This is a genomic window from Pseudomonas sp. KBS0707 (genome assembly GCF_005937945.2).
In the GTDB taxonomy this organism is placed as follows: Bacteria; Pseudomonadota; Gammaproteobacteria; order Pseudomonadales; family Pseudomonadaceae; genus Aquipseudomonas; species Aquipseudomonas amygdali.
In genome coordinates this window covers 5,087,312-5,106,126 of the sequence record NZ_CP041754.1, presented here as the reverse complement: position 1 = coordinate 5,106,126, position 18,815 = coordinate 5,087,312, and the positions used below count along the sequence as shown (strand labels likewise).

Genomic DNA, 18,815 nt, shown 5'->3' with positions numbered 1-18,815 from the left:
ATGATCGTAACTGTGTGTGATTACCTTGAGCGCTCCGCCAAGAAATTCCCCGAAAAAGTCGCTGTACAGGGAGTTCGCCTCGGCCACATCGAGGCCATTACCTACGCCGAGCTGAATACGTTCTCCGATCGATTCAGCGAGTTCCTCAGAGCCCAAGGAGTAACACGCGGCGAATTCATTCCGTTTTTCATGTTCAAAGAAATTGACTCGATCAAGTCGATCTTCTCCATTCTGAAAGCCGACTGCGCCTATGTTCCATTAGACTGCAAATCACCTGAAGGTCGGCTGCTATCGATCATTAAGTCATGCAAAGCAAAATTCATAATCGTTAACGAGCGAAGTGAGAGTCTGGCTGAACGGGTATTTTCCGCTATTCCTACGCTGAAAATAATCAACATCAGCGAGTTCGTTTCAGACACAGCTTTTGTCTTTTCTGCGTCGTTGAATATCTCGGTCGATCTGGCTTACGTTCTATTTACTTCAGGTTCCACCGGTACCCCCAAAGGAGTAATGATTTCGCACCAAGCCATTATCGATTACATCGGCTGGTGCACTGAGACGTACAATATCACGGCAATTGACCATGTCTCTAATCATGCTCCCCTGTATTTTGATAACTCGACGTTCGATATCTATACTTCCATGGCCGCGGGGGCGACGCTGCACCTTGTGCCCGAGGAATTCAACGTAATGCTGCCCCGGTTGATCGACTGGATAGAAGATAACCGCATCTCGATTTTTTTCTGTGTCCCTTCGATTCTGACCCTGATGCTGCAAACTGGCCGATTGCGTACTGAGCGGTTTGTCGAACTCAAACACCTGATTTGCGCAGGGGAAGTATTGCCTACGACAACGGCAAAAAAAATCCTCGGCCTTTTCCCGCATTTGCAATTGACCAATATGTACGGCCCCACTGAAATCACCGTCGACTGTACCTACCATGTCATTCGCGAGGCCGATGTTACCTCGTCCACTTCGATACCGATCGGTAAGCCTCGGCGCAATATGCAACTGATGGTATTAACCGATGACGGTGCAGTCACCAACGAGCGTGGTGCAATCGGTGAACTCATGGTCCGCGGTAGTTCCGTGAGCTACGGGTACCTTGATAATTATGCCAAAACACAAGAGGCGTTTGTTCAAAACCCTGCCCATTCACTGTACCCAGACATGGTCTATAAAACCGGTGACAGGGTCACCATTGGAGAAGAGGGTCTCTACTATTATTGTGGCCGATTGGATAACCAAATAAAGCACTTGGGCTATCGAATCGAGTTGGGGGAGATCGAGGCAAACGCGCTGCTGCTAGACACGGTTCTGGAAGCTGTCGCGGTCTACCGCAGTTCAACCTCGATGTTCGAATCGGCCATCTGCATGGCGGTAAAAACAACGGTACCGACCGACGTTCGAACACTCAGGGCTGCGCTCACTTCCGTGTTGCCCCCTTACATGATCCCCGGCCATTTCGTGTTTCTGGACAGCGATTTCCCCCGAACGCCCAATGGAAAATATGACCGGGCTTCGATCCTGGGTTTATTCGTCTGATCATCTCGATACCCCGCCAGTCCGGCACCTAAACGCTCTAAAAATCCTAATGGACCGCCATGAAACTGACCAACTCTGATCAACTCAACAGTGCTCCCACGCCTTCGCAATACCTATTCGCCTTGTGGAAAGATATTTGCGGGAGCACAGTTGTGTGCTCTGGCGTCAGCGTCAAGACTCAAGCATCGTTTACCAAGCAACTGTTCAAGCAAGCTTATAAAAAATTCATCAGCCAGAGCCCTGAATTACGCCTTGCCGTCGCCCAGCCCTACGAAGCTTATGGGCAACTTCAATTTGAAGCCTACCAACCAGCATCTGATTCAGCTTTCGCGTACGAAGAATCATCCTCGGTTGAAGCGCAATCCATTGTCGCTGATTTATTGAACATGGAATTGGGACTTACCGGCGAAGATAATCACTTGCTGCGCGTGACAAAATGCTCACCCAATGAATACCTGATCTTTCTGGCGGTGGAGCACTTGTTTGCCGATGGCCTCGGCGTCGATGCATTGCTGAGTCGCTACCTGAAGACGCTGGACGGCTTGTGCAGTAAAGCTTCTGCTCAGCCCTTGCGCCCACGGGCACTAACTGACCTGCTGGATTACTTTTCTTATGAAGAGACAGTGGCTCCTTTCGTCAAAAACTATATAAAACAGACCACCACATCCCCGTTCCTGTGGAATCCCGACGCCGCCATAATAGCGGATCGTAAAGGCCGCTTTAGCGTTAAAACGCTGGTGATCGCGCCAGCCCTGTTCAGCCAGTTAAACGCCACGGCCAACGCCAGCGCTTCATCCTTGTTTTCCCTACTGCTTGCTAGCTTCGCGAAATCCTTTTTTCAGTTCCAGCCGACAATCGACGATGTATCTCTGCAGATTCCTACACATGGACGTCAATACAACGGAAAAGTACTCGATAAAAGCTTGATCGGCTGCTTTGCCCAAGCCTTTATCATCGTGCTGAAAAGACAACAGCTCACTGAGTTCTCGGATGAGCAGGTTTACCAATACATTCATGACTATGCGGCCAATTGTATGGAGCATGATGTCGACCAAATCACTGCCCGAAGAAGCGCCACTTCAATCTTCAGAAGCGATCTAAAACAGCAACTGAAAAGCGATGACTTTGCGAAATCACTTCGCGGCCGGATGCCCTCGAATATTTATTTTTCATTGTACGGTGGGCTGTCGCTTCCATCAAAGTGCAGTATATTCGAGGTCGTGGACTATTACCTCGCGACGACCAACATGCCTGGCTCTTTAGACATCACTGTCGGCTATCACAACGGCTCGCTGAAAGTGTCGTTCAATTACGACAGCCTGTTCTTTTCTACGGCGACGATAGATGCGTTATCCAAAGTTTATCTTGAGCAACTCGTTGCTATCGCAGACACTCCTTTACTCGGATTAGGACAACAGCCAAAAACAGAGATTGACCAGAAACGTGTTGCCCCGGTGCTCGGACTGATCAACAAATTCAGTCTCCAGCCAGTAGACTGGAGCGACATTGATGCCCATCTTGAAATTGACCTCGGGCTAGACTCTCTTAGCAAGACACATATTCTGGTTCACGCCTTGAAAGTCCTGCAGTTAAAGAGCCAGGACGTTGATCGCCACGCTTACTACTCGTCGGGCACTCTGCGTGAACTATTGCAGGTGTTTCCCAGCAGCATTCAAGTCGCCTCGGACGATACTATTGCATGAAAGTCTTAGAGATAAACCCGCGGGGAGAAAGGACTGTTATAATGCTGGCCGGCTACATGTTCAATGCATGGAGTCTGGCCCCTCTCGCTCATTCACTTTCATCCTACCGGGTATTTTGTATCGACTCTATATGTGCTGACACCTATAAACCTAATGCCCTGCAGGCGTTCTGCCAAACGCTGGCGCAATTCATATCGTCAAGAGCCATCGTCGATCCAATTCTGGTGGGTTATTCCTTTGGTGGTTTTGCAGCGCAGCTTTTTTGCAAAACTTTTCCATCCATTTGTGACAAGCTCATTCTGCTGGGCAGTTGTGCGCCGTGGGATCACACTCGATTTAACTTTAGTCACGGCTTGAGATTTATGCGTTATCTGTTTACGTTAGAGCGCAGCGATTTTTTTTATGCCGCCATGTTCAGCATCCTGAGTCCGGCAAGCCAATCTGATACTACGATAATTTCAAGCATACAGAAAGACTTCTTGAGTGACTTCCCAAATGCTCGTCTTTGTACTCTGCAACTATTGGCTATGCGTCGTCTTGCGCAAGCTGCTCCGCATTTCAACCAACAGGTAAGCACCTACTTAATTTACGCTATAGACGATCGCGTAATTCCGCCCGCCCAATCACGACTTGCCAGCAATAGCTTTGCAAAACTGGAATTCACTTCAGTTCCTGGCACCCACTTTTTTGTATATGAAAACCATGAGCTTGTTGCAGACCATATAACAAAGTGGATTGAACAATAATCGCCCGGTGAAGTCACCCATCGTAAAAGCAAGAATCGCGCCGAAAGACCGCCAACCCGATCGAATATTCGTTTAGCTACCCCTCAAGAACTTGCAGTTTCTAGCGTATTAAAAAGATAAGAGATGCGCATGCGAGTGGGATATGGAAGTTCTCAGGGGCAAGTGTAGGATTTCGAAATAGATGCGACGTTTTCGAAATTGATGCAACAGGTGGTCTGAAGCGTAAATGCCTGATAAAGCGTTCGTATATGGGCTTTGGCGGTATGGAATTTGCCCTAGCTTAGGCGCTGCGCATAAAGAAATATTGTAAACACCGCCACCAGTAGGCCAGAGTGACCGTCGCCGCATTGTTGCGAGGTGCAAAAACGAATTACCTGGAGGCGCTAGCTAAACGGCTGCTTGATGATATTACGCTCTTGGTGTTTGGGTTGGTTGAATGGTGTGTGAAGACGCACCTGCGCATCACAATGGATATAATGACATTGAGTGGAGACGTGAAATGCCAGAACGCATTTACTTTTATTGCGATGAGTCCGGTGCGAAAGGCTACGCAGACCAACAGGAAAAATACCCTGGAGAGGTAGGCGTATTTGCCGGGCTTTTGGTGCCTGAGCAGCAGCATGCTGATCTGTCAATTAAACTTGATATGATTGCCAAGCGCTTCACGCCTGAGCAAGGAAAGCTGCACATAATCGCCGCTGCGGGGGCGCATACCAAACCTGCTCGCGGCCTGGATTAAGATCGCATTGTTTCAGATGGGTGTAGACTTGAAAAATGGTGACAGCGAACAATTTGAGTGATAACTTAAGTTGTGAGGTTGTGCATGTTTAATAACCAAGTCGCGACAGCTCAATAAGTCTTTAATAGGTAGCCCCGCTATTCGGCGGAGTTTGTTTGATGAAATGGGGATCAGTAACTTTGCATATTCCGCCATCGCCCAATTAATCAAACGATCATGAAAATGCTCTTTGGACTCAGCTGCTGTTGCAAAAATACGCGATAACTCCGATTTGTAAGGCTCTGGAAATGAATGTGGCTGAGTCACTCCGCAGTCTTTTCTTAGACGTGTTGCGGTAAGGCGAGTTGGTCGTCCAGATTTGTTAAGTTCTTTTGCCTTTTCGGCTTCAATGTCGAGTCGAATTTGCAGAAATCTTTCATTCAAGTCAACGCTATTGACTACGCTATAATATTTTCTAGCAGGTCCAGGGATGTTCTCACTTGTCCAGGTTGAGTCGTGAATCAATACTGCATCCATGGAGGATGAAAGAGTCTTGCGTAATTCAGTACGGGTGATGTGGGGTTGTGATTCTACGAGTGCCGAAAGTTTCTCCTTAGCGTGCTGAATTTTTGAGAGTTCCTTGCTCGATTTGCCGCAGAGAAGAAGAGGGGGTCGGTCGCCGAAAATTAATGATGTAGTATATTTCCCTAAGCCAAAGACTCTGCATGCTTCTTTGAGCCCCATACCACTCTTGATTGCTTCTCTGATCTCTTGTAGCAGGTGCCAACCGATTCGGTCACACTGTTTTTCATTTAGCGGTAAAGCTATTTGATGATGGCGCGCAGCTCTACGAAATGTGTCTTCCTTAATGTTCAAGCTTTTTGCCGCCGTAACTACGAAGCCTTTAGCTTTGGTCAGTGAATTTTGAATTATTTCTTTGTCGGGATATTTTTTTTGCTTTGGGGTTTTGTTAGGTTGAGTGCTAAAAACTTTTGGTAGTCGCATGTTTTGTTAATGTCGCGTACGTCGTCGCAAAACAGTTTTGCGACAAATAAATTATATATGATATTGGTCCCATTATGGTTGGTGCGAAAAACACGAGCAAAATCATGCCGGAGCGAGCCTCTGCGGGGGCATTCGACAATAAAGCCAAATTCATATAATAGATTGGGCCCAATTTCTTGCTCAAGAGCGTGGATTAGGGCGCTATTTCTGATTTTTCCTGCTGGCGTTATAAGGTCGTGCGATTTTAACAGCTGTCGAAGATTGCATGTTATGTTTGTATGTGAAGAATTAATTTGCAGCAAATGATCAACTTGCTGCGCCACCCATAACAGAGTTTTCTCGGAGATTTCATCTGTTGTTGTTTCGACAGTCGTAGGGTGAATAGGCGTTTCGCAATCGCACTGTCCAGCCATTCGCCACATGATAGCTCTAGTCCGTGTGTTGCAATTCACGCAGCTGAAGTGCAGCGGACAACTATGGCGTGCGCAGTATTTAACGAAGGCGGGCTGATGTTGTCGATACAGGACAGGAAATCCAAAGTTCTCGATGTCTTCGGTGACACAAGTTGTACAGAATTTAGAATTGTAACGACCATTTAAGCCATTTGCTTTTTTTCGTTTGGTTAGTCCCAATGTCGCTGAAGGATTACCATTTAATCCATGGCTGATTTCTTGTATCTTGTATTCATAAAAATCTGCGCTTGATGAATGGAGGAAAAGTGGGACTATAGTGTGATTCTCTACGATCTTTCTTGGGTTGTTACACCAAGGGTGTCCTTCAGTCATTCTTTTCGCCAGTTCCACGACCGCTATCGGCACTATAGCTGCGGCGCTAGCCTTATCAAGCCCGATCAAACCGAGATTGCGCTTGGTATAACCAGCAGTGCGGTGTAAATAACGTGCCACAACTGAAGAGTATAATTCACCCTCCACTGGTGTAGGAAATCCTGGGGCTTTCATGGGCCCTCCAAGATCTTACTTATATCGTCAGGATTCCCGTTAAAAACCATTTTTTTAAGCTCCTCCTTCGAAAGCGGTTTGTTTTTATTATTTCCTTTTTCTACTTGGCTCGATGCCTGGCGCTTTCGTGTAGGATTTAATGTATTCTTTTGGTCTGGTGGCCGCTTTTCAGTCAAGCTTGTATTGGCCGAAAGTGCGTTTGAAAGTGCTTCGTCAAATTTATCTATCAAGCGGGGGCTGTTGGACTTTAGGATGTTTACGGCATGATGGAGCGGAGTCATCCGCAGACTGTAAGTGTCGATTATGGTCTTTTCATCAATTTTCTCAGAGCCATCTTCGATTGCAGCGAGTTGAGCGCTAGCAAATACGCTGAGCATAATTCCTGTGATGCCTTGGCTGACATCATAAAGAGCGTCAATAATGCTGTCCTTTATCTCGGATCTCTCTCTGGTCCATTGATATTGCCAAGCAATTTTACACAATTGATTAAAGCTTTCATCATCGGCAGCGAGTGGCCTTTTCAGATCATAGTAACCACCTTCTACTAATCGCCGAGAGATGCTAAGATCACCCTCTAACAGTCTAAGGGCTTTATAGGTACCTGCTATCACGATAGTAATGCCAAGTTCATCGCGGAGGTTTACAAGAAATGCTATGATTTTGGCAGCGCCGACCCCCCCATCAGTGAAAGATTTTGAAACTCGTCTAAGACTAGTATTCCAACATGATGAGTGGTTATGATTTTTCGGATTTCTGAGAGGTAGAAGTTTCGATCGCCTCCTCGCACATTCTGAAAAATGCCATGATACAATTTTAAACCAAGAATCCGATCTGTATAGTCGCCAAAGGACGCGCATAAAGTTTTAACTGTACAGTGTTCGGGTACATTGCGGCGAAGCCACAGTATTTGGTGTTCTGGGAATGGTTGATCTTTAAATGAGGTGTGTTGATAACTCTGCTGCCCTACGCTTTCCAGCACTCGGTCAAGTAAAGTCGATTTACCCATTCCGGAATGCCCAGCTATCAGTGATATAGTTGGGCGGATAGTGATGTCTACCTTGCCTCCATAAAGTGCCCTCTGACCCTCAGCTGACATAGGGTTTCGAGGAATATATCCGTCAAACAGCTGAGAGCTGATTCCAATAAGCGCTCTTCGGTGTACTGCGTGTGTTGGTGCAAAAAAGTGCCTAAGTCTGTTGATTTTAATTCTTCTAAGATACGTGGGAAGGTCATGATCCAACGTGTCGTATTCAGGCTTCAGCCCAAGTCTCAGGTAAGCTTGGCGATCATTATCTGGCGGAAGGTTCAAGTGTGCTGTCAACGGATTGTCATCAATTTCCGCTGCGCCAGATTTTCGATAAAATATTTCATTTGATGATGTTGACTGCATCGACTTCGTCCCACATTGATATATCGTTTTTGTTATGCTCTGCATCAGGTGTTGGAGCTGGCCGGCTTGGCAGTGAACCTGTTTCAGTTATTGGGCTTAGGCTTAAAGCTCCGTTCATTCCCGAAGAGCGCTCATTTGCCCTTTCCTGAGCGCGATTTTGACGGATATCCACTCCCCGACTTCCCATAAGTGAGTTGCGTTTCTCCAAAACAGACTTTTGCACTTCGGCTTTTACCGCTCGTACACTAATCCTGCGTTTGCTGTAATGATTAAGTTCGGCCTGGCTGACTAATTGCTTCTGGATCGCTCGAAACTCTTTAACCTCGGGGAAAGATGCTCTAATGTCATAAATTTCCGGGTCTGTATTGAACGCCTGCAGCCATGATTTTATACTCGGATCATAAAAAAATATTTCGCTAGCGAGCAGCGGGTTATACGAGACTTTAACTTTTATAGCATGATTGATTGAGGCGCTGAGTAGGCCGGAGCTGCGAAGATGGTCGCAGGTATAGGTCTCTCCTTGGAACAATATGCCAAGAGGAGCAATACGGCCACTACCATTTGTCATCAAATACTCATACGTGAAGTTTGGTCCCATATTTCGGGTAAAGCCAGCTCTATTCGCTAGCGCCCAACGATGTAGTCCAATGCGAGTTGCTACCTTTGGTCCTTCAGATAAAGCATCAGGTGGAATTTTTTTGGGGTCAACTGCAGTGTTATTTAAATCCATAATTATTTCTACTAGAATTTTTTCAAATTCAAATATATTTAACGCAGCTGTTTTTTTTCCGTCAGGCGCCCGTCGTTCTCTTTTTTTTGAAAATCTTCCAGGCAAATCGTACCTGCTGCCTCTTGTGTTTTTAAGCTCGGCGTTCTTCCCCTCCACGGTACCTTTAGCGATAGGTGTCATAGATGGGGTGATTTCTACACGTATTCCTGACTGAGGAAAGTTATGTCCCATGTTGGAGACTAATTCTGCACGGTCTGCCCTGAGTAGTGTTGGCAGATGGTGGCACGGCCAATCGGCTGAGGAGTAAGGCAGTCCAAGTCGTTCAAAGACTAAAGATTTATCGCTGAAGCAGTTGTGCAATGCTAAAGCTGCAATCGCCCAGCTAGGGTTTTCCAAGCTTACTGCGTAGCCTGCGATGGCGCCATCATAGGTATCAACTATTAGATAGACAGTAGGCCTGCCAACGAGCAAGCTTTTTGTAATCCTTGAAACAAGCTGGATTTGAAAGTGAGTCGCGTCGATCTCATAAAAGCCTGGGCCCGGCGCATAGTCGCTAGCCTTACCTCTTGACCCTCTAGGTGATTCTGTTTCTAATTGGACATTGGCTTTTTTTAGTTGTCGGCAACGATATCTAAATTGCCGCCATGTAGGAACGCTGTGTTTTTTAGCAAGCGCAGGGTTTAAAAGTAATCCGTCGGTTCCTTCGGATATAGATTCAGGAGGAAGCTTGTAGACTGATAAAAGCATTTCATGAAAGGCGTCCTTCCAAGTCATCCGTTGCTGAATTATATATGTATCATAAGCTTTTGTTATTTGGGGCTCCACTTCGTATGATGGCACCCCCGTGTCAGCTGATAGCAGATGTGGCTTTGCTCCCCTTTTAGTACCGGATTTAGGGGGATTAGCTACTTGGTGTTCCTTTACGACGAATTTACTAACAACTGCGACGGTGTTGCGGCCGGCTTGAAGCCAGTCGCTCACCCAAACTTTAATGGTTTTCTCCGTCAGGTCTAACGAAGCGGCAATCTGCTTTATCTTGGCGTTGAGTGCCTTTTTATTAGTGAGGAAGTCAGGTATGATAGAAAGTGCGGAAGTGATATTAGATACCTGTTTGAGCCTTTTTTCTGCAGCCTGCGGGAGTTTGGGAGGTATTGACGGAAGATCGCCTAGCGGGTCCGGTACCTTCACCAAGCTTTCGGAAGCCAGCAGATTAATCCATTCTGAATAGTCAACGCTGAATGGCTTAGTGACTTTATTCTTCTTGATTTTTATGAGTATGACTTTTTTCAGGGCAATGGTTTCTAACACTCTAACCGGGCTGTCGAACACATTGGATGGCGTGGCTGCTACGTACACGTCGTGTATCTCGTACATTTCAGGCGACCTCCCTCAACAGCACATTCCCTCGGTGTGTCAATGTATTCCTTTCTATATCCAGTCGGCTGTGATGTCTCCAGACAGCTTGGCCTAAGAGGGTGTGGCCGGTATGCACGTCGATGTCCATTTCCTTAATGGACTTTGTCATGATCGCGTTGAAAGACAACTGACGGCTACAGTTTTCTTCAAAGCGCCGGCTGAAATCTTCCGGAGTAATCGGTGAGCTGAGGCCACAATCGTCCGTAAGTGATAATTCGAAAAAGCAGAGGTTATTAACCCTATGAGTCGAAATCTCTTTCTCGGTGATAAGCACCCACTTAACACCTCGGTTATTCCAATAAATTCGTTCTATCAGCAGTTTTTCTAGATTTCGATGCGTTAGGTCCTTCGTCAGCTTCACACTAATCGCTAGAAGTTGATCCCCATCCTGCCAATCAAGTGTGAGTAGAAGATCTGTGGTCATCACTGTTGGTGTTCTTGTCGTAGGGTAGGTTGGATGTCGCACACCGAGATCCGCCGCTATCTGCTGGGTTTCCGCCAAGGGAAGAAGCGCATACTGTTCTCGAATGTTTTTTGTGGACCTCGAATACTCGGCTTCAAGATGGACCTTAAATTCTTGCCGAGATAGGTAGTGATGGGTGCGCCCAGTTACCCGGCTTTTGACCATACTCGATGTCCCGGTGGATGGAACGTCTCGGACGTACATGAACGGCTTATAACCGGCGCCATCACCCTGCCCGTAACCGGCTGCTATCCACCTGTCCACCAAATCTGGATTTGGGGATCTGCATTTCGTGCCTGCCATACCGCCTCCTGATCGGCGATCCCCGTGAGGGAGATTGAGCTAGGGAGTCACCGAGAGTCAGAACAGTTGTTCGGTTTGATCATAAAGGCTTCGTTCCGGAGCCGTGTGGGGTAAACTAGGAGATCATGAAAACGCGTACGCCATGGCACGTTGCTACCTAAGATCGTCCATCAAGCGGCGCATTTCGGAAATTTTTTTGACCCCTACCAGAAATATAGACAAATTTTTTGGCCCTGGGAAAAATTCTTTTGTCCCTATGCACCTAGGAGAACGTTATGGCCCGTGGGGTTAACAAAGTCATATTGGTCGGTACATGCGGCCAGGATCCCGAAGTTCGCTACTTGCCTAACGGTAACGCCGTGACCAACCTGAGTCTGGCAACCAGCGAACAATGGACTGACAAGCAGAGCGGTCAGAAAGTCGAAAAGACCGAATGGCACCGTGTATCGATGTTCGGCAAAGTTGCCGAAATCGCTGGCGAATACCTGCGTAAGGGTTCGCAGGTCTACATCGAAGGCAAGCTGCAGACCCGCGAGTGGGAAAAAGACGGCATCAAGCGCTACACCACTGAAATCGTCGTCGACATGCAGGGCACCATGCAGCTGCTGGGTGGCCGCCCACAAGGCGACTCCCAACAAGGTCAGGGCGGCGGCAACTACAACCAGTCCGCACCGCGTCCACAGCAGTCGCGCCCACAGCAATCGGCGCCGCAGCAGTCCGCACCTCAGCAAAACTACAACCAGCAGCCGCCACAACGCGACTCGCGCCCGGCGCCGCAACAACAAGCGCCGCAGCCAGCTGCTGACTTTGATAGCTTTGATGATGATATTCCGTTCTAGGATATCGCTGGACCCTGCTGTACAGGTCCAGACCCGGAGCCCCCGTTTATCGGGGGCTTCGTCGTTTTCAGGCGTCAAAAAGCGCTGAACCACTTTGGCTGTACTGCTGCCGTGAAGCCGCTGAGCATCTAAATCCGCGCATCCATCTGCATTTGCGCGTCTTCGAAACAATGCGCGATCACCCAGCTCGCCGGCTTCACCTCACCTCGCGGGCCAAACGCCAATGCCCGCTGTGCCAACGGCCCGTTGCTGGCCGTGGCGCCTGCAACATGCGGGCTGTCCCAAACACCCCACGTAATAACGGTAGATACCGAGCGCGTGGCAAGCACTACGTCGAGATACCGCTTATAAGTCGCTGCAACTGATCCATCGCGTTCTGCGATAGACCCCGTCAAGTGGCCGTCGTCGACGTCCAGTTCCGTGATGTGGATCGACAACCCCATATCACGCACTGCAAGAATAAAGCGGGAAAGGCCCGGACCAAATATGTCGCCTGCACGCAGGTGGGACTGAATGCCCAAGCCGTGTATCGGAATGCCGCGCTGCTTGAGCCCGCGCAGCAGGGCGAGCACGGCAGTGCGTTTGCTTTCGCCGTAATGGGTATCCTTTTCCAGGCCGTAATCGTTGTAGCAGAGCAGGGCGTCCGGGTCGGCCTTGTGCGCAGCCTTGAAGGCTATGTCCAGATAGCGAGGCCCGAGCATCTGATACCAGAATGAATTACGCAGCCCGTCAGGCTGGCCATCCTCCAGCTGGATGGCTTCGTTGACGACGTCCCATGCGCTGATGAGACCGCGATAATGGCTGGCGACGGTACTGATGTGCGCCGTCAGCACCGCTTCGGCGTTCGTCGGGGTGACGGTTTGGTGAATCCAGTCGGGTAAAGAGCGATGCCAGCAGAAAGTGTGGCCGCGCATACGCTGTTCATGCGCTTTCGCAAACCCCGCGATTGCGTCGGCGGATGCGAAGTTGTAACGCTCTGGTTCGGGGTGGACGGTCTGCCACTTCAAGGCGTTTTCTGGCACTACGATGCTGGCATGACGGGCGACCAGTTGCCGATAGGCCGCATCGTCATTCAGCTTTGCCGGATCAACCGCAAAGCCGAACCGGATACCTTTCTCGGCTGCAGGCTGGCGCAATGTGGCAAAGGTTTCTGCCGCCAGCAGCCTGCTGTTGACGAAGGGCAGGCACGCCAGCAGGCGGACAAACGCAGTCAGAAAACTGCGTCGATTAGCCCGGCGCATTACGCACCAAAAATCTCCATCAACTCCTCACGCCCGACCATCACAGTCATTGACCCTTGCTTCTGCTCGCCTTCGATCGTGCACAGCAATCCAGCTTCTCGACAAATCACTGCGCCTGCCGCGATGTCCCACAGGCTGGTGAATTTCTCCATGTACCCATCCGTTTGCCCCAACGCGGCGAACGCCAGGCCGATGGTTGCGCAGCGATAGCCTGCCAGGCCCCAGCCCTGTCGGCGCAGGCTCAGGTGCAGTTTGCCCATCTCTTCGGCGTCCCAGCGGGTGTTTTCGCCGACGCCGGCGATGCGCAGGTGCTCGGGTGGTTGAGGGCGGACAAAAGGGACGCCGTTGCGCAGCAAGCCATCGCCCGTGCGGGCTGCGAGGGTGTAGCCCAATGCTGGGTAGGCGACGACGCCGATTTCGGGTTCACCTGCCGACATGTACGCCACCGCGATTCCCCACAATGGGGTGCCGCGCAGGTAGTTGCCGGTGCCGTCGATGGGGTCGATGACCCAGCCGTCGGTGATGAATTCGCCGCCCATTTCTTCGCCGAGGATTGTATCGTCGGGGAAGTGTTTGCTCAGTTCTGCACGTAGCAGTTGCTCCACTTCGAAGTCGGCGCGGGAGACGAGGTCTTGTGCGCTTTTGGTGGTGATGTCGAGGGTGTGGCGGTCGTTGAAATACGCCATGGCCAGGCCGGTGGCCTGTTCTACGGCGTGCATGGCGACACTGAGTCGGTTGTTCATTGCAGACAGCCTCCGTTCGGCAGGTTCAACAGGTCCGGGTAATCACTGAGAATCGACTGCGCGCCGTGTTCCAGCAGGTAACGCGCGCGTTTCGGGCTGTTGATGGTAGCCACGGCGAATTCGACGCCGCTGCTTTTCAGGCGAACAAGGTGATGGTCATCGAGCATGTCGTCAAGTACGTGAAGTATTCGGCAGTCATATTCGGCCAGTAAAGCGACCGGGTCAGCAGGCGCGACAACCGAGGCGATGGCCAGTGGTACGTCGTTCCACAAGCGGCGGGCGGCAGTTAGCGAGCGCACCGAAAAGCTGGAGACGAACAACCGATCATTGTCGGCGGGCCACAGGCTCTTGAGGATTGGCATCACCACTTCCGCCGTCTCGATATCGTCGCCAATGGTCGGTTTGAGTTCGACTTGCAAACCCAGATTGAGGCGCAGCGCGCAGGCCACGATCTCTTCGAAGGTCGGGATCTGCAGGCCCGCGAATTCAGGCGCGAACCAGCTGCCTGCGTCCAGTTTGCGGATGGCCTCAAGTTCGTGAAGCACGACAGCGCCGCGCCCGTTGGTGGTGCGGTCCAGCAAATCGTCGTGAATCACGACAGGCTGGCCATCGCGGGTCAGCTTCACGTCGATCTCGACCCACTCGGCGCCGCACTCGGCGGCTTTCTCCAGGGCCAGCAGGGTATTTTCCGGCACGTAAGCCTTGGCACCACGATGGGCAATCAGGGACGAGCGGACGAGGGGCGCAGGTTTGAGCATGGCGGGTCACTTGGTGGTTTGGGAGAAGGAAACGAGCTGGCGTTGGCCACTCTCGATATCGAACAGCAAGGGCGCGGGATGGATGGTGAGTCGAATCTGGGTGCCGGGCATCAGATGCTGCCGTTCGGCGAGGCTGACAACACAGCGTGTTCCGGCCAACTGGCAATACAGCAGGCTGTGGCTACCGAGATTTTCGGAGGACTCCACGGTGGCGGTGACGCCTGTCTGGCCGAGCACGACGGTCTCGGGGCGCAGGCCCATCAGCCATTTGCCTGTCCGGTTGCTGGCAATGCCGAGTTTGATGGGCAGGCGTTGTCCGTCGGCCAGTATCAGAACATTGTCGTCCAGGCAGTGCACAGGCAGCAGGTTCATGGGCGGGGTGCCGATGAAGCTGGCGACGAATATGCTGGCGGGTTGATCGTAGATGTCGGTGGGCGTGCCGATCTGCTCGACATGGCCCTTGTTGAGAATTACCACACGCTCGGCGAGTGTCATGGCCTCGGTCTGATCGTGGGTGACATACAGAATCGTCGCACCGGTCTGCTGGTGCAGGTTACGAATCAACAGGCGCATTTCATGGCGCAGCGCGCTGTCCAGATTGCACAGCGGTTCATCGAATAGCAGCACCGGCGGTTTGCGGATCAGCGCCCGACCGATCGCGACGCGCTGACGCTGACCGCCGGAAAGCTCTCCGGGCTTGCGTTGCAGCAACTCCTCCAGCCCCAGCGAACTGGCACACTCGCGAATACGCTGTTCGCGCTCCTTGCGTGAGATGCGTGCCAGCTTCAGCGCGTAACCGATGTTGTCGGCGACGCTCATGTGCGGGTAGAGCGCGTAGTTCTGAAACACCATGGCGCAGCCGCGTTCTTTGGGCGGCAGACGTGTCACGTCGCGGCCACCCATCAGAATCTGCCCTTTGCTGACGTCCTCCAGCCCGGCGACCATGCGCAGCAACGTGGACTTGCCACACCCGGACGGGCCGAGGATGACGTTAAGCTCGCCCGCCTTGAAAACCAGATCGAGCCCGTGAAGGATGTGCCCTGAGCCATAGGTTTTGTGCAGGCCCTTGAGGACGATATCCGGCGCGCAGGCAATAGGGGTGAGCGCGTTCATTTACCGACTCCGATCAGGCCTTTGACAAACCATCGCTGCATGAGCGCAATGACGAGGATGGGGGGTAGCATGCTGACCACGGCGGCGGCCATCAGCAGGTTCCATTCGGGGACCTGGGTTGCATCGGTCGGCAGAAAGCTGGCGACGCCCAGCACCAGCGTGCGCATGTCCTCGCGATTGGTCGCGACCAGCGGCCACAGGTAGTCTTTCCACGCGCCGATGAACACCAGCGTGCCGAGCGCTGCGAAGTTGGTCTTCGACAGCGGCAGCAGAATGTCGACAAAAAAACGCCAGGGCCCGGCACCGTCCATACGTGCGGCCTCGACCAGTTCGGCGGGCAGCGTCTGGTAAAACTGCCGGAACAGAAAGGTGCCGGTGGCTGAGGCAATCAGCGGCAAGGCGAGCCCGGTGTAGCTGTCGAGCAGGTTGATGGTCGGCACCGGCAGCCACTGGATGCCCAGCCATTGCAACAGGTTGCGTAGCGGTCCGAGCAGGTCGCTGGCCACCGCATACGTGGGGATGATGCGTACCTCCAGCGGCAGCAGCAGAGCGCCCAGCACGGCAAAGAAGATCACCGAGGTGTAGCGGCTGCGAAAGTACACCACGGCAAATGCTGTCAGCGCCGAAAGTGTCAGCTTGCCGATTACCACCAGCGTGGCGACCAGCAGGCTATTGCCCAGCAAGCGCAGCAGGTCGAGGCGTCGGGTGACTTGTTGCAGGTTCTCCAGCAGTTGGTCGCCGGGTATCAGCGCAAGGCCGTGGGCGAACAGTTGTGGGTTGCTCACAGTTGCCGAGCAGACTGCGACGTACAGCGGTCCCGTCGCGAACACCAGCCCGAGCGTCAGCAGCAGGTAAGCGCCCGCGTCGATCAGCCGGTGACGCTCGATCATGCTTTCACCCCACGGCGCTGGAAGCGGGACAAGAGTTTGAACTGAGCGATGCTCAGCGCTACGACTGCCAGCAACATAAGCACTGACAGTGTCGACGAACCTGCCAGATCCAGGCCCATGAAACCGTCGGTGTAAATCTTGTAGGCCAGCACATTGGTGGTATCGCCGGGCCCGCCGTGGGTAAGGGTGTCGACCAGTCCGAAGCTGTTCGACAGGCTTTCCAGCAGGTCGATGACAAACACGAACAGCAGATAGGGCGCAATCAGCGGCAGCTGTATGTCGAGCATGCGTCGCAACGAGCCTGCTCCATCCAGTGCGGCGGCGGCGAGGTAGTCATCGGGGACGGACTTCAAGCTGGCGACCAGCATCACGAAGTTGAACGGCACCAGGCACCACGCATACGCCACGATCAGCAACAACATGCTCTGCATCGGGCTGGCGTAGGGTGCCCAGGTGCCGGGGGCAATCGCGTTAAGCCAGGCGAAAATACCCATCACCGGATTGGCCAGCACGTGAAAGACAATGCCGATGGTGGCGCCCGATACCGCGTAGGGCCAGATCAGCAGATTGCGAAACACTGCGTTGCCGCGCAGTTTCAGTTCAAGGCACAGCGCAAGCACCAGTGCGATGAGGATCGAAAGCACAACGCTCGACAGGCTGAACACCAGCGTCGAGCCTAGCGACGCGAGCACGCCAGGGTCTCTCAACACTCGCCAATAGTTGCTCAGGCCGACAAAGATTTCGTTACCGCCGAAGGGCGGCACCAGATGAAACGACCACCAGATTGCCTGGACTGCAGGCCAATAAAAGAACAACCCGAGTGCCAGCAATTGGGGCAGGGCAAACAGCAGCGCCAGGCGCGGTTGCGGAAAATGCGCACGAGGCTTCATGGCGTTGCCCCATCTGACTCGTTGCTGGCCTGGGCCTGATGCATCTGCTGAAACAGACTGAGCAATTCGTTGGCACGCAGCGTTGTCTGACGCAGGGCGTGTTCAACGCTCTGGCGACCGGCGAGCGCGTTTTCCATTTCCTGCGACCAAACAAGACGCATCAGCGTGATAAAGCCGCAGCGCAAAGGCTTAGAAGGCTGGCCGTCAATGTCGTGAAGTGCCGCAAGCCCGACCATTACGGCCGACGGCTCTCTGCCTGCGGATTGCAACCGTGCCGCTGCCGCCTGAGTAACTGGCAGGTAGCCGGTCCGGGCACTGAATACCAACTGATTATCCGGTTGCAGTACGAACGCCAGAAACTCCGAGACCAGCCGGTAATCCCGAGCGGCATGCCCACGCATCACCCATAGCGAGGAACCTCCGGGAGCGTTGGTACGGCGTTGGGTGTTGGCGTAAATCGGCAGTGCTGTGACATCGATATCGGATTTGAGCGTGCTGTGCACGATATTCCAGGCACCGGTGGAGTCGATCAGCATGGCGCAGTCGTCGGTGGCGAAAGCCAGCGCCTGCTGCCCGCTGCGGGTCGAATCCTCGTGCACCACCAGACCTTCGGCGGTCCATTGCGCCAGGTCGTTCATCAGCCGCAGGTGGGCGCCTTTGTCGAACTGATAGCGTTCGGTGCCAGCGGCGCGAACCGCAACTTCGGTGCCTTGCGCTGCACTGGTCTGCTCCAGCCAGATCCACGGCGAAAATTCGCTGACTACAGGGCATGCGTGGCCGTTTTTCTTCAAGGCCCGCAAGGCTGTAGCAAATGCTTCCCAAGTGGCGGGGGGCTCGCTGATACCTGCCGCGGCCAGGGCATTTCGGTGCGTGTAGAGCACGGCGGTGGACGCCGCAAAAGGCTGGGCCGCCAGAGCGCCGTGATCATCGGAGTAATAGCGGCGCAAGGCTGGCAGAAAGGTGTCGTCGGAATAGGCCCTTTGATGACCGGCCATGATGGCCTCGACAGGCAGAGTGGCACCGCCCAGTAGCATGTCTGGTGTGGCCACGTCATAGATTTCGACCAGCGCCGGGCCTATGCCTGCGCGGTACGCTGCGACGGTCTTCTGCAGCGTCTGCTCATAACTGCCCTGGCGGATACAGTGCAGGCGATCCCCATCCTCACGCTGCGCATTGAAGCTTCTGCACAAATCTGCGATGGCACTTCCGGTCGCGCCGCCGTGGCTATACCAGAACTCGGCGGGGGCGGCGAAGACCTGAGCAGCGAACGGCAGCAGCGCCAGCATGGAAAGCGTCTTACTGATGAAAGGCATTAGGACACCCACAAGAACTCAGTGCCATTTAATACAGCTTGTGTGTAGTA

General features: G+C 52.4%; 18 protein-coding genes. 5 read left to right on the top strand and 13 right to left on the bottom strand.

Annotation, left to right across the window (positions count from 1 at the left end; translation table 11 throughout):
• The 4 genes from FFH21_RS24345 (at position 1) to FFH21_RS24330 (ending at position 4,733) form a co-directional block, all read left to right on the top strand.
• On the top strand, positions 1 to 1,545 hold the full coding sequence (locus tag FFH21_RS24345) for an amino acid adenylation domain-containing protein (protein ID WP_116818329.1): 1,545 nt from the start codon (positions 1 to 3) through the stop codon (positions 1,543 to 1,545).
• Positions 1,546 to 1,604: 59 nt separating this feature from the next.
• Positions 1,605 to 3,248, top strand: coding sequence for a hypothetical protein (locus FFH21_RS24340; protein WP_041924650.1), 1,644 nt, complete (start codon positions 1,605 to 1,607; stop codon positions 3,246 to 3,248).
• A gap of 41 nt (positions 3,249 to 3,289) precedes the next feature.
• Positions 3,290 to 3,994 (top strand): alpha/beta fold hydrolase, encoded by a 705-nt coding sequence (locus FFH21_RS24335; RefSeq protein ID WP_041924649.1) that lies wholly within the window; start codon positions 3,290 to 3,292, stop codon positions 3,992 to 3,994.
• Positions 3,995 to 4,493: 499 nt separating this feature from the next.
• Positions 4,494 to 4,733 (top strand): hypothetical protein, encoded by a 240-nt coding sequence (locus FFH21_RS24330; protein ID WP_041924648.1) that lies wholly within the window; start codon positions 4,494 to 4,496, stop codon positions 4,731 to 4,733.
• A gap of 12 nt (positions 4,734 to 4,745) precedes the next feature.
• Here FFH21_RS24330 and FFH21_RS24325 read toward each other — a convergent pair whose 3' ends face one another.
• From FFH21_RS24325 to FFH21_RS24300, 6 genes are read right to left on the bottom strand one after another with little or no spacing between them, the layout of a single operon-like run.
• Positions 4,746 to 5,717, bottom strand: coding sequence for a hypothetical protein (locus FFH21_RS24325; protein ID WP_011169604.1), 972 nt, complete (start codon positions 5,715 to 5,717; stop codon positions 4,746 to 4,748).
• Positions 5,642 to 6,676, bottom strand: a complete 1,035-nt coding sequence (locus tag FFH21_RS24320) for a TniQ family protein (protein WP_011169603.1) — start codon at positions 6,674 to 6,676, stop codon at positions 5,642 to 5,644. Before FFH21_RS24320 ends, FFH21_RS24325 begins: the two co-directional genes overlap by 76 nt.
• Positions 6,673 to 7,287 (bottom strand): hypothetical protein, encoded by a 615-nt coding sequence (locus tag FFH21_RS24315; RefSeq protein WP_041924647.1) that lies wholly within the window; start codon positions 7,285 to 7,287, stop codon positions 6,673 to 6,675. The genes FFH21_RS24320 and FFH21_RS24315 overlap by 4 nt, the downstream gene beginning before the upstream one ends.
• A gap of 41 nt (positions 7,288 to 7,328) precedes the next feature.
• Positions 7,329 to 8,066 (bottom strand): ATP-binding protein, encoded by a 738-nt coding sequence (locus FFH21_RS24310; protein WP_159420246.1) that lies wholly within the window; start codon positions 8,064 to 8,066, stop codon positions 7,329 to 7,331.
• Entirely contained in the window at positions 8,044 to 10,170 is a 2,127-nt protein-coding gene (locus FFH21_RS24305; protein ID WP_054072919.1) for a hypothetical protein, read from the bottom strand. Before FFH21_RS24305 ends, FFH21_RS24310 begins: the two co-directional genes overlap by 23 nt.
• A 1-nt stretch (position 10,171) precedes the next feature.
• Complete coding sequence (locus tag FFH21_RS24300; protein ID WP_011169601.1) at positions 10,172 to 10,978, bottom strand: TnsA endonuclease N-terminal domain-containing protein; 807 nt, start codon at positions 10,976 to 10,978, stop codon at positions 10,172 to 10,174.
• Positions 10,979 to 11,253: 275 nt separating this feature from the next.
• Between FFH21_RS24300 and FFH21_RS24295 the strand changes: the two genes are divergently transcribed.
• Positions 11,254 to 11,817, top strand: coding sequence for a single-stranded DNA-binding protein (locus tag FFH21_RS24295; RefSeq protein WP_002555458.1), 564 nt, complete (start codon positions 11,254 to 11,256; stop codon positions 11,815 to 11,817).
• Positions 11,818 to 11,945: 128 nt separating this feature from the next.
• On the opposite strand, the gene FFH21_RS24290 is transcribed toward FFH21_RS24295, so the two are convergent.
• Genes FFH21_RS24290 through FFH21_RS24260 form a run of 7 tightly spaced genes read right to left on the bottom strand, consistent with a single transcriptional unit; the run spans position 11,946 to position 18,765 of the window.
• On the bottom strand, positions 11,946 to 13,058 hold the full coding sequence (locus FFH21_RS24290) for an endo-1,4-beta-xylanase (protein WP_011169600.1): 1,113 nt from the start codon (positions 13,056 to 13,058) through the stop codon (positions 11,946 to 11,948).
• Complete coding sequence (locus tag FFH21_RS24285) at positions 13,058 to 13,801, bottom strand: inositol monophosphatase family protein (protein WP_004666346.1); 744 nt, start codon at positions 13,799 to 13,801, stop codon at positions 13,058 to 13,060. Before FFH21_RS24285 ends, FFH21_RS24290 begins: the two co-directional genes overlap by 1 nt.
• Positions 13,798 to 14,559, bottom strand: coding sequence for a glycerophosphoryl diester phosphodiesterase (locus tag FFH21_RS24280; RefSeq protein WP_002555451.1), 762 nt, complete (start codon positions 14,557 to 14,559; stop codon positions 13,798 to 13,800). The genes FFH21_RS24285 and FFH21_RS24280 overlap by 4 nt, the downstream gene beginning before the upstream one ends.
• 6 nt (positions 14,560 to 14,565) lie before the next feature.
• Positions 14,566 to 15,672, bottom strand: a complete 1,107-nt coding sequence (locus FFH21_RS24275; RefSeq protein WP_004666344.1) for an ABC transporter ATP-binding protein — start codon at positions 15,670 to 15,672, stop codon at positions 14,566 to 14,568.
• Entirely contained in the window at positions 15,669 to 16,562 is an 894-nt protein-coding gene (locus tag FFH21_RS24270; RefSeq protein WP_011169599.1) for an ABC transporter permease subunit, read from the bottom strand. Before FFH21_RS24270 ends, FFH21_RS24275 begins: the two co-directional genes overlap by 4 nt.
• Positions 16,559 to 17,452: a carbohydrate ABC transporter permease gene (locus FFH21_RS24265; protein WP_004655894.1), complete on the bottom strand. Its 894-nt coding sequence runs from the start codon at positions 17,450 to 17,452 to the stop codon at positions 16,559 to 16,561. The genes FFH21_RS24270 and FFH21_RS24265 overlap by 4 nt, the downstream gene beginning before the upstream one ends.
• Positions 17,449 to 18,765, bottom strand: a complete 1,317-nt coding sequence (locus FFH21_RS24260) for an extracellular solute-binding protein (protein ID WP_011169598.1) — start codon at positions 18,763 to 18,765, stop codon at positions 17,449 to 17,451. Before FFH21_RS24260 ends, FFH21_RS24265 begins: the two co-directional genes overlap by 4 nt.
• Between the last annotated feature and the right edge of the window lie 50 nt (positions 18,766 to 18,815).